The following is a 13,094-nucleotide window of genomic DNA, read 5'->3' as shown; positions in this document are numbered from 1 at the left end:
CGTGGGCCGACCGGCCGGACCGTGGACGCCCGAACACCCATACCGATCCACTGTGTACGGTGACTGTCCATCGCCGCCCGACCGGTGACACCCCCGCGCGGCGGCCTCCGGCCCGCCTCCGTGGCCCGGCCGGCGGAGGACACGAACCCCCATCGAAGGATCGAGAAAACATGTACGACGCGATAGTCGTCGGTGCGCGCTGTGCCGGCGCCTCCACCGCCCTGTTGCTCGCCCGGCGCGGGCACCGGGTGCTCGTGGTGGACCGGTCGTCGTTCCCCAGCGACGTCATCTCGACGCACTTCCTCTGGCCGCACGGGATGTCCTACCTGAACCGGTGGGGCGTGCTGGACCAGGTCACCGCGGTCACCCCCACGTTCACCGAGGTCGACGTGGTCAACGACGGCATCCGGCTGACCGGGTCGGTGCCGCCGGAGCTGCTGCGGGAGTACTTCCGGGACCTGCACGGCGACGACTCCGGCGTGGTGCAGAGCTACGCCTCCGTGCGCCGCCGGGTGCTCGACCAGATCCTCGTCGAGGCCGCCGCCAAGGCCGGCGCCGAGGTGCGCACCGGCTTCTCGGTACGGGAGCTGATCGTCGAGGACGGCCGGGTGGTCGGCATCCGGGGCCGTTCCGTCGACGGGGAGACGGTCGAGGAACGCGCGAAGATCGTGGTCGGCGCCGACGGCCGGAACTCGTTCGTCGCCCGTACCCTCGGCCTGCCCAAGTTCGACGAGCGGCCCCGCTGCACCTTCGCCTACTGGAGCTACTTCTCCGGCTTCGACCCCGGTCACGCGCAGCTGCACCGGCGCGGCCGGCTCGCCGCCGCCGCCGTGCCCACCAACTTCGAGCAGAACATGGTGCTGGTCTGGGGGCCGAGCGACTGGTCCCGGGAGTTCCGGGCCGACGTGCCGGGCAACTTCCAGCGGGCGCTGGACTTCGTCAGCCCCGAACTCGGGGAGCTGGTCCGCAGCCAGGGCGTCCAGGAGGAGCGCTTCTACGGCACCCTGGACCAGTCCGGGTTCCTCCGCCCCCTGCACGGGCCCGGTTGGGTGCTGGTCGGCGATGCCGAGTCGGCCAAGGACCAGTGCACGGCGATCGGCATCACGCACGCCTTCCGGGACGCGGAACTGGTCACCGCCGCGCTCGACCGGTGGCTGACCGGCGAGACGTCGGTCGAGGAGGCGATGGCCGCGTTCGAGGGCCGTCGGCGCAGCCAGAACGCCGCCGCGTACCACGACTATGTCTGCACGCTCGCCGAGATGCGTCCGTACCGGCACGACGAGCTGCAACTCTTCGTCGCCCTGCGCGGCAACCAGCAGGAGACCGACCGGTTCATCGCCACCCACGCCGACGTCGCCCCGGTGTCGGAGTTCTTCCAGGCGTCCAACCTGTTCCTGCTCAACGACGCCGCGAAGGAGTCCTCCGCCGACCACGCGGTCTTCGAGAACTTCGCCGAGACGTCCCGCATGTACCAGCAGAACCTCTTCGCCTGAACACGCCCCCGGGAGACGACACCATGACCACCGAGCTGCACCAGCGTGACGACGGCGAGCTGATCGAGATCATCCTCGACGCGGCCCGTCGCGGCGACGTCGAGACCATGGCGAAGACCGCCGTCGAGGTCTCCGAGATGACCCGCAACTGGGCCACCCACGTCCCCTGGGACGACTTCGCCGACCTCGACGCGTCCGGGGCCGACGGCGAACTCGCCCGGATCGTCGAGGACCTCACCGAGATGTGGGAGCCGGCCCACCTGCGCAATCCCGTCGACCCCGACGAGGAGTACGCGCTGGACAAGAACGCCTACGACTTCTACCGGCCCGCCGGCCGGAACCTGCTGGCCCGCACGGAGGACTTCTACGGCTGGGTGGAGGCCCGCCGCCGGACCGAGACCTGGCAGTACTCCCGGGTGCTGGAGGCCGCCCCGGACAGCATCGCCCAGATCACCAACGACCTCGGCAAGCAGACCCGGGGCATCAACTTCAACTCGCAGGACTACCTGTCGTTCAACACCCACCCCGGCATCCGTGAGGCGGCGGCCCGGGCGATGCGCGACTACGGCCCGCACAGCGCCGGCTCGCCGATGGTGCTCGGCAACACCCACATCTCCAACGAGCTGGAGGCGGCCCTCGGCGACCTGGTGCAGCTCGACCACGTCACGCTCTTCCCCACCGGGTGGGCGGCCGGCTTCGGCGCGGTGGTGGGGCTGGTCCGCCAGTCCGACCACATCCTGATCGACCGGCTGGCGCACTCCTGCCTGCAACAGGGCGCGCGGGCCGCGACCCGCAACGTGGTGCGCTACGAGCACCTCAACGTCGAGGCGGTCCGTCAGCACCTGGTCGAGATCCGGGCCACCGACACCCGGAACGGCATCCTCGTGGTGACCGACGGCCTCTTCTCGGTGGACGCGGACTGGCCCGACCTGGTCACCCTCCAGCAGGTCTGCCGGGAGTACGACGCCACCCTGCTGGTCGACGTCGCCCACGACCTCGGCTCGATGGGGCCGGGCGGCACGGGCGTGCTGGGCCTTCAGAACCTGCTCGGCGAGATCGACATCGTGATGGGCGCGTTCTCGAAGACGTTCTGCTCCAACGGCGGCTTCGTGGCCTCCAACTCCCCGGCGCTCAAGCAGTACATCAAGATGTTCGGTGGCTCGCACTTCTTCTCGAACGCGCTCTCGCCGGTGCAGACCGCGGTGGTGCTGGAGGCCACCCGGATCATCCGGTCGGCCGAGGGGGACGCGCTGCGCGCGCAGCTCTTCGCCGCGATCGACGCCCTGCGCGACGGCCTCACCACGCGCGGCCTGACCTGCATGGGTGAGCCGTCCCCGATCGTGCCGCTGCTGATCGGCAACGAGAAGCTCGCCCGGATCGCGAACCGGCTCCTCTTCGACCGGGGGGTGCTCGCGTTCATGGTGGAGTTCCCGGTGACCCCGACCGGGTCGTCCCGGTTCCGGCTCCAGGTGCAGGCCGGGCACCGGCCCGAGGAGGCCCGCGAGGCGGCCCGGATCATCGAGGGCGCCATCGCCGACGCCCGGGGGTACCTGTCCAGCGCGTTCGGCAGCGCCCCCCGCTAGCCGACCGACGACGGGCCGCGTCGCGGCCGGGTGGGGCGGATCCGTACCGGTGCGGGTACGGACCCGCCCGCGTCCCGGGCGGGACGGGACGCGGGCGGGGACCGCCGGGCCGGGTGCGGTTCGCGTGGCCGGGCCAGCGTCGCCGGGGCCCCGACCGGCGTGGGCCGGCACTAGCATGGTGGACCCTGCCCGTACGTCGAATCAGGCCCTCATGACCGACACGGTTTTCGAGAACGCCCGGATCCACACGCTGGACCCCGCCCGTCCGCGCGCCGAGGCGATGCTGGTACGCGGCGAGCGCATCGTCGCCGTGGGGGACCGGGACGAGTGCCGGGACCGGGCCGGGGCCGGGACACGCCGCGTCGACCTGGCCGGGATGACCGTACTGCCCGGCCTCATCGACAGCCACATCCACTCGGCGCTCTACGTGCGCGGGCTGGAACAGGTCGACCTGCGCGGCACCACCAGCCTCGACGAGGCGTTGACCCGGATCACGCGGCACGCCGCCACCCTGCCACCCGGCGCCTGGCTGTTCGGCGGTCGCTGGGACAGCCACAGGTGGGCCCGGCCGGTGCAGCCGACCCGGGCCGACCTGGACCGGGTCTGCCCCGACCGGCCCGCCGTGCTGCCCAGCATCGACGGGCACACCACCTGGGTCAACAGCGCCGCCCTGCGGCGGCTCGGCATCGACGCCCACACCCCCGACCCGGTCGGCGGGCAGATCGTCCGGGACGGGCACGGCGAGCCGACCGGCATCCTGCGGGAGGCGGCCGGCGACGCGGCGTACGACATGATGCGCTCCGCGCTCTCCGGGGACCTGGTCGAGCAGTTGCGCACCCACCTGCCCCGGCTGCTCGCCGTCGGCCTCACCAGCATCCACGACCTCGACGGGCAGGACTGCCGGGCCGCGTACGAGACCCTGTACGCCCGGGGCGAGCTGCCGTTGCGGGTGCACAAGTCGATCCCGTCGACCGCGTTGGACGAGGCGATCGACCGGGGCTGGGCGACCGGCGACGGGGACCGCTGGCTGCGTACCGGACCGGTCAAGATCTTCACCGACGGGGCGCTCGGCTCACACACCTGCCTGATGACCGAGCCGTACGAGGGCGAGCCGGACAACCACGGCATCGCGGTGACCCCGGCGGAGGAGTTCGAGCGGCTCGTGGCGAAGGCGTCCGGGGCCGGCATCGCCGTGGCGGCACACGCCATCGGCGACGCGGCGAACCGGATGGTGCTGCGCGCGTACGCCCGCTGGCAGGAGACGGCGTGCACCGACCCGGCCTCCGCCGGGGCGGTGCCCCGACTGCGGCACCGGATCGAACACACCCAGCACCTGCGTCCGGCGGACGTGCCGCTGCTCGCCCGGCTGGGCGTGACCGCCTCGATGCAGCCGACCCACTGCACCAGCGACATCCCGCTGACCAGCAGCATGCTCGCCGGCCGGGAGTTGGCGTCGTACGCCTGGCGCAGCCTGCTGGACACCGGGGCCACGGTGGCGTTCGGGTCGGACGCCCCGGTCGAGGATCCCGACCCGTTCCACGGCATCCACGCCGCGGTGACCCGGCAGCAGCCGGACGGCACCCCGCCCGGCGGGGTGGACCCGCACGAGCGGCTCGACCTCGACGCGGCGCTGCACGGCTTCACCGCCGCCGGCGCGTACGCCTCCTACGAGGAGCACCTGAAGGGGCGGCTGCGGCCGGGGATGCTCGCCGACTTCATCGTGCTGCCGCGCGACCCGTACCAGGTCGCGCCGGCGGACCTGCGCGACCTGGCCGTGGCGCTCACCGTCGTCGGCGGCGTCGTCCGCTGGCAACGCTGACCCCGCCCGACCGGTGGCCGGTGGCCCGGGCGGGGCGGGTCAGGCGCGGCCGAGGACGGAGACCGAGGCGGCGCCGCCGTTACTGTCGCCCATCAGGGCGTTGACGGTGACGTCGTGGAAGAGCGTCCAGTTCGCCACGATGGCGACCTCCCAGGGCACCGGCCCGGCGGCGCACGGCACGGTGACCGACGCCGAGCCCATCGCCCAGGGCAGGACCTGCACCCCGATGGCGGTGACCTCGGCCGTGCCCGTCGGGGCGCTGCACGTGACGGTGCCGTTGACGTGCAGGAGCAGGCTGCTGGACGCGCCGACCGCGTCGACGGTGATCGCCGCCGAGCCGAGGGCGCCGGGTGTCGCGGCCTGCGCCGGTGTCGCGCCGGCGAGGCCGATCGAGGCGAGCAGGGCGAGGGACGACGCGGTGCCGGTGAGCCGTGGGGTCATGGCCGCCTTCTCCCGGAGGGGGTCGGAACCCGTGGTGGGCCGACCGTCAGTCTATCTATGTCCATCTATTGAGTCGATGTGCCGCCACACCGGACCGGTCGAGCGACGGGCGGGCGGGTGAAAGGGGGAGGCGGCGTGTCGGGGTGCGCCGGTACGGTGGGCGCCGACTCAGGACGGGGAGCACACCAGGCGTGGACCACACCTTCCAGGTCGACCTACGAGGCGTGGTCGACCTGCTCAGTCATCATCTCTACGGCAGCCCGCGGGTGTACGTCCGCGAGCTGATGCAGAACGCGGTGGACGCGATCACCGCGCGGCGGGCGACCGAGCCGGACGCGCCCGCGTTGATCCGGATCGAGCCGCCCGAGCTGACCGGCGACGGGACGTTGCGGGTGCACGACACCGGCATCGGGCTCACCGAGGCGCAGGTGCACGAACTGCTGGCCACCATCGGCCGCAGCTCCAAGCGGGACGAGCTGGGCTTCTCCCGGCACGAGTTCCTCGGCCAGTTCGGCATCGGGCTGCTCTCCTGCTTCCTGGTGGCCGACGAGATCCGGGTCGTCACCCGGCACGGCGACCAGCCGACGGTGTGCTGGACCGGCCACTCCGACGGCCGCTACGCCGTCGAGCCCGCACCGGGAGCCGGGCGGAGCGAGCCGGGCACCACGGTCACGCTGGTCCCGCGACGGGACGCCGAGCAGTGGTTCGCCACCCCGACCGTCACCGACCTGGCCCGGCTCTTCGGCTCGCTGCTGCCGGTCACCGTCCGGGTCGGCGACGTGGTGACCACCGCCGGTCCGCCGCCCTGGCCGACCACGCCCGGCGCGCCGGTGGACCGCGCCGCGCTGGTCCGGTACGCGCGCGAGACCCTCGGCGTCGACCCGTTCGACGTGCTGCCGCTGTCCGTGCCGGAAGCGGGACTGACCGGTGTCGCGTTCGTCCTGCCCGACCCGGTGAACCCGGCGGCCCGGACCGGCCACCGGGTCTACCTCAAGCGGATGCTGCTCACCGAGCACGCCGACGGCCTGCTGCCGGACTGGGCGTTCTTCGCCCACTGCGTGGTCGACGCCAGCGAACTGCGACCGACCGCCAGCCGGGAGGCGCTCTACGAGGACACCCTGCTGACCGCCACCCGCGAGGCGCTCGGCGACCAGGTGCGCGGCTGGCTCGTCCGGCTGGCGAAGCACGCCCCGCGCCGGCTGGCCGAGTTCCTCCAGGTGCACCACCTCGGGGTGAAGGCGCTGGCGCTGCACGACGACGAGATGCTCCGCCTGGTCGACCAGTGGTGGCCGATGGACACCAACGTGGGCACGCTGACCCTGGCCGAGTTCCGCCAGCGGCACGGCCTGATCCGGTACGCCGCCAGCCTGGACGAGTTCCGCCAGCTTGCCGCGGTGGCCGCCGCGCAGGACCTGGCCGTGGTCAACGGCGGCTACACCTACGACACCGAGCTGATCGAGCGGCTGCCCACCGTGGACCGGTCGGTGCTCATCGAGCGGCTGGAGCCGAGCGACCTGACCACCCGCTTCGACAGCCTCGACCCGCAGGTCGAGCTGGCCCTGCGGCCGTTCCTGGTCGCCGCCCAGCGTGCGCTGGAGCGGACCGGCTGCGAGGTGGTGTTCCGGGCGTACGACCCGGTGTCGCTGCCGGCGCTCTACCTGGTCAGCCGGTCGGCGGCGTTCCACGACCAGCTCACGGCCAGCCGGGACCGGGCCGACGAGCTGTGGGGCGGGGTGCTCGACGCGCTCGCCGCGTCCGCCCCGCCGGACCGCCCGCAACTGGTGCTCAACCACCGCAACCCGCTGGTCCGCCGGGTCAGCACGCTGACCGACCCGGAGCTGGTCGGGCTCGCCGTCGAGGCGCTGTACGGTCAGGCGCTGCTGCTCGGCCACCATCCGATCCGCGCGGCCGACGCCGCGCTGTTGAACAGTTCCTTCCTCGGCCTGCTCGGCCGGGCCGTACCCGGACGGGAGTGATCGGTGTCCACCAGCGACGAGGACCTGTGGCGGGTGCTCCGCGAGGTCAGCAACATGCCGTACGGAGCGGGGCAGATCGCCGCCCTGGAACAGTTGCTCCGGCGGGTCGACGCCGCCGACGACCGGGAGTTGGCCTTCGTCACCCGGATGCAGGGCACCACCGTCTACATCTACGGTGGCGAGCCGGCCAAGTCCTTCGTGACCTTCTCCTGGTGCCTGGCCGAGTTCGACCGGGACCCGCAGCCCTACCACGCGCGGGCCGCCCGGCAGCTGCTCTGGCACTTCAAGTACATGGTCAACGGCCTGCTGAAGTTCCCCGAGGTGCCGCTGGACCGCACCCGCGCGGTGCTCGACGACATGGAGCGGCGCTACCGCGCGGGCGGGCACAGCCTCCAGACCGTCCACAAGCACCGGTTCATGGTGGCCGACCACGTCGGCGACGCCGAGGCGGCGGCGCACTGGCACCGGCTCTGGCAGACCACGCCGCGTGACGACCTCTCCGACTGCGCCGGGTGCGACCCGACCACCCAGGTCCGGTACTTCGCCGACACCGGCCGGCACGCCGAGGCGGTCGCCCTGGCCGAGCCGGTGCTCGCCGGGCGGCTCAACTGCCCCGAGCAGCCGCAGTCGATCATGACCACGCTCCTCGTGCCGTACCTGCGCACCGGCCGGCACGACGAGGCGCGGAACGCGCACCGGGAGGCGTACCGCCGGATGCGCGGGAACCTCGCCGACCTGTGGGAGATCGGCGACCACGTCGAGTTCCGCACGGTCACCGGCAACGGGGCCGGCGCGCTGGAGCTGGTCGAGCGGCACCTGGACTGGCTGGACCGCGCGCCGTCGCCGGCCGCCGCCATGCACTTCGCGGCCGCCGCGAGCGCCGCCCTGCGGCAGGTGGACGGCGCCCTGACGGTCTACCGGCGGGCCGCCGCCGACCGGCCGGCCGCCGACGTCCCGGCCGCCCGTCTCGCCGACGAGCTGGCGGAGGCCGCCACCGCGCTGGCCGCCCGGTTCGACGCCCGCAACGGCACCACCCACCAGTCCGAGCTGGTCGCCCACCGCCTCGCAACCCGGCCGACCGGCGAGCACCTGCCGCTCTCGGCGAGCCTGCGTCGCCGCCCGGTCCGCCCGACCACCGGCACCACCGCCCCGGGCGGAGGCGGCCCGGCCGTCGATGCGGGGAGCGGTGCCGTGCCGCCGGTCGAGATCCCCGCCGACGCCGGTCCCGACCAGCTTCTCGACCTCGCCGAGGAGCGTTGGCGACGGCACGACCAGAACGGCCTCCGGACCGTTCTGGCCGCGTACGACGACCGGTTCGCCGGAGGCGGAACGCCCCCGGCCACGGCGGCACGACGGCTGGAGCTGCGCGCGGCCGAACTGGGCGACGACGCGGAACTCCCGGTCGCGATCGAGGCCAACCGGGCGGCGCTGGCCGCGTACCGGGAGCTCGGCGACGAGGTCCGGGCCCAGGTGGTGACCGGCCGGCTCGGGGTGCTGCTCGCGGTGACCGGCGAGGACGCCGGGGAGGGGCTGACGCTGGCCAGCACCGCCGCCGAGGCGCTGGACCGGCTCGGCGACGACCGGCTCCGCGCCGCCGCGCACGACCGGGTCGCGCTGGCGTCGATGTGCGCGCAGCGCTGGACGGAGGCGCTCGCCGCGCTGGACCGGGTGCCGGCGGACGGGGGTGGCGACCCGTACCTCGCGGCCCGGGTGGCGCTGCACCGTGTCCAGGTGCTCGACGCGCTGGAGCAGGTCCCGGAGTGCCGGGAGGCGGCGGAGGTGGCCCGGCGGCACGGCCGCGAGCTGGGCCTCGGGGAGCTGCTGGCGGCGGCCTGTCTGGCGTCCGCCCGGACGGCGGACGACCCGGCGGACGCGGTGACCGCCTGCGACGAGGCGCTGGCGGTGGCCCCGCCCGGGATGCTGGTGCCGGCGCGGGTGACCCGGGCCCGGGCCCTGATGGCCGCCGGACGGGCCGGCGAGGCGGTCGACGACTTCGCCGAGGCGGTGACGCTCTGCGTGGAGCGGGGGGCCGAGGGGGACGCCTTCCTGCGCTGGGAGCTGGCGAACGCGTACCGGGTCGCCGGCCGGCTCGGCGAGGCCGCGGAGGTCGCCGAGGAGGCGGTGCTCGGGCTCGACCGGCTCGGCGCGCAGGCCGAGGCGGACCGCTGCCGGCACCTGCTCGCCGAGGTCTACCGGGGACTCGGCGAGATCGATCCGGCGTTGGCGCTGCTGGCCCAGCTCGCCGAGAACCTGGACGGGCCGGACAACCTCCCGCACCGCGCCCAGGTGCTGGAGGAGGCCGGCAGCGTGCTCTACGACGCCGACCGGGACGCCCAGGCCGCACAGCGGTTCGCCGAGGCGGCGCAGGCGTACCGTCTCGCCGGGCACCGGGTCGACGAACTCCGGGCCCGCCGCCGTGAGGCGTACGCCCGGCTCTGGGCCGGCGACGGCCCGGCAGCGGTGCGCGCCGTCGAGACGGTGGACGCGCTCGCGGCGATCCTCGCCGCCGACCCGGACCAGGAGCCGGTGGTGACGTACGAACTGGCGTTGGCGGCCGAGGCCGGGGCGCGGGTGCTGGCCGACGCCGACCGGCCGGACGAGGCGCTGGAACGGCTGACCGGCGTGCCCGACCGGCTCCGGTCGATCGAGGCCTTCGGCGAGGCGGCCCAGGTCGACGTGCTCACCGGCGACCTGCTGCTCCGCCTCGACCGGCCGGCCGAGGCGGAGCACCTGCTGCGCCGGGTGCTCGGCGGGCTGCCCACCGGTTCACGGCCGGCGCAGCAGGCGGCCTGGCTGCTGGCCCGGGCACTGGACGGGCTGGGCCGGTCGGACGAGGCGAGCGCGGTACGCGAGGAACACGACCTCGACGGGTGACCGTACGCGTCCGGCTGCCGGCGGGGCTTCGCGTCCGCGGCCGGACGGCGGTGGACGGTGCCGGCATCCGGGTGGCGGCCGCCCGGGTGGAGGTCGCCCTCCGCCCGGTGCGGCGCTCGCCTCGCCCAGGACCGCTGGATCAGGCGCAGATCGCGTACGCCCGGGGCGCCCAGTTGCCGGCGAAGCCGTCCTCGTCCTCGGCGGCGGTCACCCGGACCTGGGTGTCCGAGAGCAGGTCGACGCCGGTCATCCGGACCTGGCCGGCCCCGCTGTCGACCTCACCGCCGACGCCGTGCACCCGCTGGCCGGTCGGGCAGGTCGCCACGGCGGACTTCACCGGGGTCGAGTCGAGCACCCCGAAACCGGAGACCCGGTTCAGGCCGGCCGGTGGCGTCACGCAGATGACCTCGCCCCGGAGCTGCCACGTGCCGGAGTGCCCGGTGCCGTCCTCGATCGCCGTGAAGCTGACGTTGCTCAGGTCGGCGGCCGGACGCAGGTCGTCCACCACCACCTGGCCGAGGCCGCCGTTGACCTCCACCCCGGCGCCGAGCACCTGCTTGCCGCTCGGGCAGCCCACGGTGATCGTCTTGCTGCTGTTCGAGTTCCAGACGGTGGCCGCGTCGGCGTGCTCCCAGCCGACCGGTGGCTGTGCGCACAGCGCGGTGGCGGTGATCGACCAGTTGCCGGTGAAGCCGGGGGCGTCGTCCTCCCGACCGGTCACCGAGTAGACGTCGGTCGTACCGAAGACCGGCACCATGGTGTCCATCACGACCTGGCCGTCGCCGCCGTTGAGCCGACCACCGCCGCCGATGAGGAGGGTGTTGGCGGGGCAGGCCGCCTGCCAGGTCTTCCAGTCGCTGTTGCTCGGGCCGGTGCTGGTCACCCGGGTCAGGCCGGGCAGCGCGGCGGCGGCCGGCGCGACCAGCGTGAGCTGCGTCGTCAGCGCCGTGGCGGACACCAGGGCGAGCGACAGGGTGGTCCGTCCGGCGGCGCGGACCCGGTGGGATCGGGCATGCATGGGAATCTCCTCGTTCGTCGGTGGGGGTTCGGTGCGGTGGCAGCCGTCGCGCCGGTGACGACACTGGGGTGTCGTCGGGCGGGGCGACTCGCTCCGGCCTCTCGGCCGCGCCCGACGTTACGGAAGGTCGTCCACAGTCGACGCACGATTTTCCGGTGTGCCGGCTGGTCCGCCAGCCCCGACGGCGAGTCGACCGGGGCGGTTTCGTCCTGCTTGTCGCGTCGTCACGGCACGGTTCGACGCCGTGCTCCGCAACACCTCTGACGGCGGTGACGGGTATCGGACAGCGGCCGGACCCGGAGAGGGAATGACCTCGGTCGGGTTTGGCACCGATGGATAACGAGCATACGGAATGTCCGACGATGCGCCGTCGGACCAGACGGCCCGCCGATCGAGGAGGCACCGGAGATGCAACGTCCGATCCCCCGTTCCACCCGTACCGGCACGGTTGCGGTGCTCTGCGCCGGACTGCTGCTCACCCAGGGCTGCGCCGCCGACCCGGACGGGCAGCCCGCTGCGGCGCCGTCGGCCGGCCCCACGACCGGTCCCCCGAGCGGCGAACCATCGGCCCCGCCCTCCGCCACCACGTCGTCGGCGCCCACCGGTTCACCGTCGTCGGGCGGTGGCGGCGGTGGCGACGACGCGATCCTCCAGGGAGAACGTCAGGTCGTCATCGCGCCGGTCGACTCGTTCGAGTCGATCCTGGCCGTCGACCCCAAGGGGCGACTCAACCTGACCGACGGCGAGGCGGAGTACACCCTCTTCGTCCTCGACCCGGTGGCCGGCCGGCACCAGATCAAGACGGCGAAGGCCGGCAGCGGCGGTGAGCCCTTCTGCATGGGCCTGCGGGACAACGGCACCAAGCCGAAGACCATCGTGTCGGCCGGCTGCGACACGTCGGCGGCCGGGCAGCTCTTCACGCTGGAGCGGATGAAGGACACGGACGAGAAGGGCCGCCCGACGTACGCGATCCGGGGTGACGGGGACGTCTACGTGCGGACCACCGCCACCGACGGCCTGGTGGCCGAGCTGCCGGGGGACGAGGGGCCGGGCACGACCTTCGTCTTCGTCGACAACGGCAAGGCCAACCTGCCGGCCCTCGACTGATGACCTGTTCGCCGGTGGGCCGGACCGGGGTGTCCGGCCCACCGGCATGACCGCCCCGATCCCGGCGGCAGCCCGCGTACCGGGCGGCGGTCGCCGGTCCGCGCTCCCGGGCGGTGGAGGTCGGTCTGCGCTCCGGACGGTCGGGGCCGGTCCGTGCTCCGGGCGGCGGTGGCCGGCCCGGGGGACGTTCGCGACGGGCGGCACCGGGTAACGGCACGGTATGGCGCGGTACACGAAACCGGAACTCCGGGAGCAGATCAAGGCGGAGATCAGGGCCTCCGACCGGGGCGGCCGGCCGGGACAGTGGTCGGCCCGCAAGTCCCAGCTGCTCACCAAGGAGTACGAGAAACGCGGCGGGGGCTACGAGGGGCCGAAGGACCAGCGGCAGCGGTCCCTGCAACGGTGGGGTGCCGAGAAGTGGCAGACGAAGGAGGGCTCCACCCGCGCGCGCCGCAACGGTGAGACGAGCCGGTACCTGCCCAAACAGGCCTGGGCGCGACTCTCCGAGGAACAACAGCGCGCGACCGACGCCCGGAAGCGGAAGGCGTCCAGGACCGGGCGGCAGTACGTGGGCAACACGGGACCGGCCAGTCGGGCGCGCCGGGAGGCCACCGCGCCCGAGCAGTTGACGGACCTGCCGGTCGCCGAGGCGACCAAACTCGTGCGAGGCCTCGACACCCGCCGGCTCAGGGCGGCGCTGCGGCGCGAACGCGGCGGCAAGGCCCGCAAGACGTTGATCCAGCGAATGGAGGCGGAGCTGAACCGCCGTTGACGGGACGGGGT

9 protein-coding genes are annotated in these 13,094 nt (G+C 73.9%); 7 read left to right on the top strand and 2 right to left on the bottom strand.

Going from position 1 to position 13,094, the window contains the following annotated elements; all coding sequences use genetic code 11:
- The first annotated feature begins 170 nt into the window (after positions 1 to 170).
- The 3 genes from QSK20_RS17615 (at position 171) to QSK20_RS17605 (ending at position 4,895) form a co-directional block, all read left to right on the top strand.
- The gene (locus QSK20_RS17615) at positions 171 to 1,493 is read left to right on the top strand and encodes an NAD(P)/FAD-dependent oxidoreductase (RefSeq protein WP_285789668.1); all 1,323 of its coding nucleotides are present in this window, start codon (positions 171 to 173) and stop codon (positions 1,491 to 1,493) included.
- A 23-nt stretch (positions 1,494 to 1,516) separates the two neighbouring features.
- Positions 1,517 to 3,076 carry an aminotransferase class I/II-fold pyridoxal phosphate-dependent enzyme gene (locus QSK20_RS17610; protein WP_285789667.1) on the top strand — a complete coding sequence of 520 codons (1,560 nt, stop codon included), beginning with the start codon at positions 1,517 to 1,519 and terminating at the stop codon, positions 3,074 to 3,076.
- A gap of 211 nt (positions 3,077 to 3,287) precedes the next feature.
- Entirely contained in the window at positions 3,288 to 4,895 is a 1,608-nt protein-coding gene (locus tag QSK20_RS17605) for an amidohydrolase (protein WP_285789666.1), read from the top strand.
- A 39-nt stretch (positions 4,896 to 4,934) separates the two neighbouring features.
- Here QSK20_RS17605 and QSK20_RS17600 read toward each other — a convergent pair whose 3' ends face one another.
- Positions 4,935 to 5,336, bottom strand: a complete 402-nt coding sequence (locus QSK20_RS17600; RefSeq protein WP_285789665.1) for a hypothetical protein — start codon at positions 5,334 to 5,336, stop codon at positions 4,935 to 4,937.
- Between the two features lie 191 nt (positions 5,337 to 5,527).
- On the opposite strand from QSK20_RS17600, the gene QSK20_RS17595 reads away from it, so the two are divergent.
- Both QSK20_RS17595 and QSK20_RS17590 read left to right on the top strand, forming a co-directional pair.
- A complete protein-coding gene (locus QSK20_RS17595; protein ID WP_285789664.1) occupies positions 5,528 to 7,312 on the top strand; it encodes an HSP90 family protein in 1,785 nt (594 codons plus the stop codon).
- 3 nt (positions 7,313 to 7,315) lie between these two features.
- Positions 7,316 to 10,186 (top strand): hypothetical protein, encoded by a 2,871-nt coding sequence (locus QSK20_RS17590; RefSeq protein ID WP_285789663.1) that lies wholly within the window; start codon positions 7,316 to 7,318, stop codon positions 10,184 to 10,186.
- A 139-nt stretch (positions 10,187 to 10,325) separates the two neighbouring features.
- Here the strand turns inward: QSK20_RS17590 and QSK20_RS17585 are convergent, their stop codons facing one another.
- On the bottom strand, positions 10,326 to 11,204 hold the full coding sequence (locus QSK20_RS17585; RefSeq protein WP_285789662.1) for a hypothetical protein: 879 nt from the start codon (positions 11,202 to 11,204) through the stop codon (positions 10,326 to 10,328).
- A 408-nt stretch (positions 11,205 to 11,612) separates the two neighbouring features.
- Between QSK20_RS17585 and QSK20_RS17580 the strand changes: the two genes are divergently transcribed.
- A complete protein-coding gene (locus QSK20_RS17580) occupies positions 11,613 to 12,311 on the top strand; it encodes a hypothetical protein (RefSeq protein ID WP_285789661.1) in 699 nt (232 codons plus the stop codon).
- A gap of 220 nt (positions 12,312 to 12,531) precedes the next feature.
- The gene (locus tag QSK20_RS17575; RefSeq protein WP_285789660.1) at positions 12,532 to 13,083 is read left to right on the top strand and encodes a DUF5872 domain-containing protein; all 552 of its coding nucleotides are present in this window, start codon (positions 12,532 to 12,534) and stop codon (positions 13,081 to 13,083) included.
- The last annotated feature ends 11 nt before the right edge of the window (positions 13,084 to 13,094 follow it).

It is taken from the genome of Micromonospora sp. NBRC 101691, from assembly GCF_030269285.1.
GTDB lineage: Bacteria > Actinomycetota > Actinomycetes > Mycobacteriales > Micromonosporaceae > Micromonospora > Micromonospora echinospora.
Note: the sequence above shows the minus strand (reverse complement) of the source record. Positions and strands in the feature narration are given on the sequence as shown.

Bases quoted from the DNA above. Each gene is read 5' to 3' on its own strand.
- QSK20_RS17600 (WP_285789665.1), bottom strand. From the start codon at position 5,336: ATGACCCCACGGCTCACCGGCACCGCGTCGTCCCTCGCCCTGCTCGCC.
- QSK20_RS17585 (WP_285789662.1), bottom strand. From the start codon at position 11,204: ATGCATGCCCGATCCCACCGGGTCCGCGCCGCCGGACGGACCACCCTG.
- QSK20_RS17610 (WP_285789667.1), top strand. From the start codon at position 1,517: ATGACCACCGAGCTGCACCAGCGTGACGACGGCGAGCTGATCGAGATC.
- QSK20_RS17605 (WP_285789666.1), top strand. From the start codon at position 3,288: ATGACCGACACGGTTTTCGAGAACGCCCGGATCCACACGCTGGACCCC.
- QSK20_RS17580 (WP_285789661.1), top strand. From the start codon at position 11,613: ATGCAACGTCCGATCCCCCGTTCCACCCGTACCGGCACGGTTGCGGTG.
- QSK20_RS17575 (WP_285789660.1), top strand. From the start codon at position 12,532: ATGGCGCGGTACACGAAACCGGAACTCCGGGAGCAGATCAAGGCGGAG.
- QSK20_RS17615 (WP_285789668.1), top strand. From the start codon at position 171: ATGTACGACGCGATAGTCGTCGGTGCGCGCTGTGCCGGCGCCTCCACC.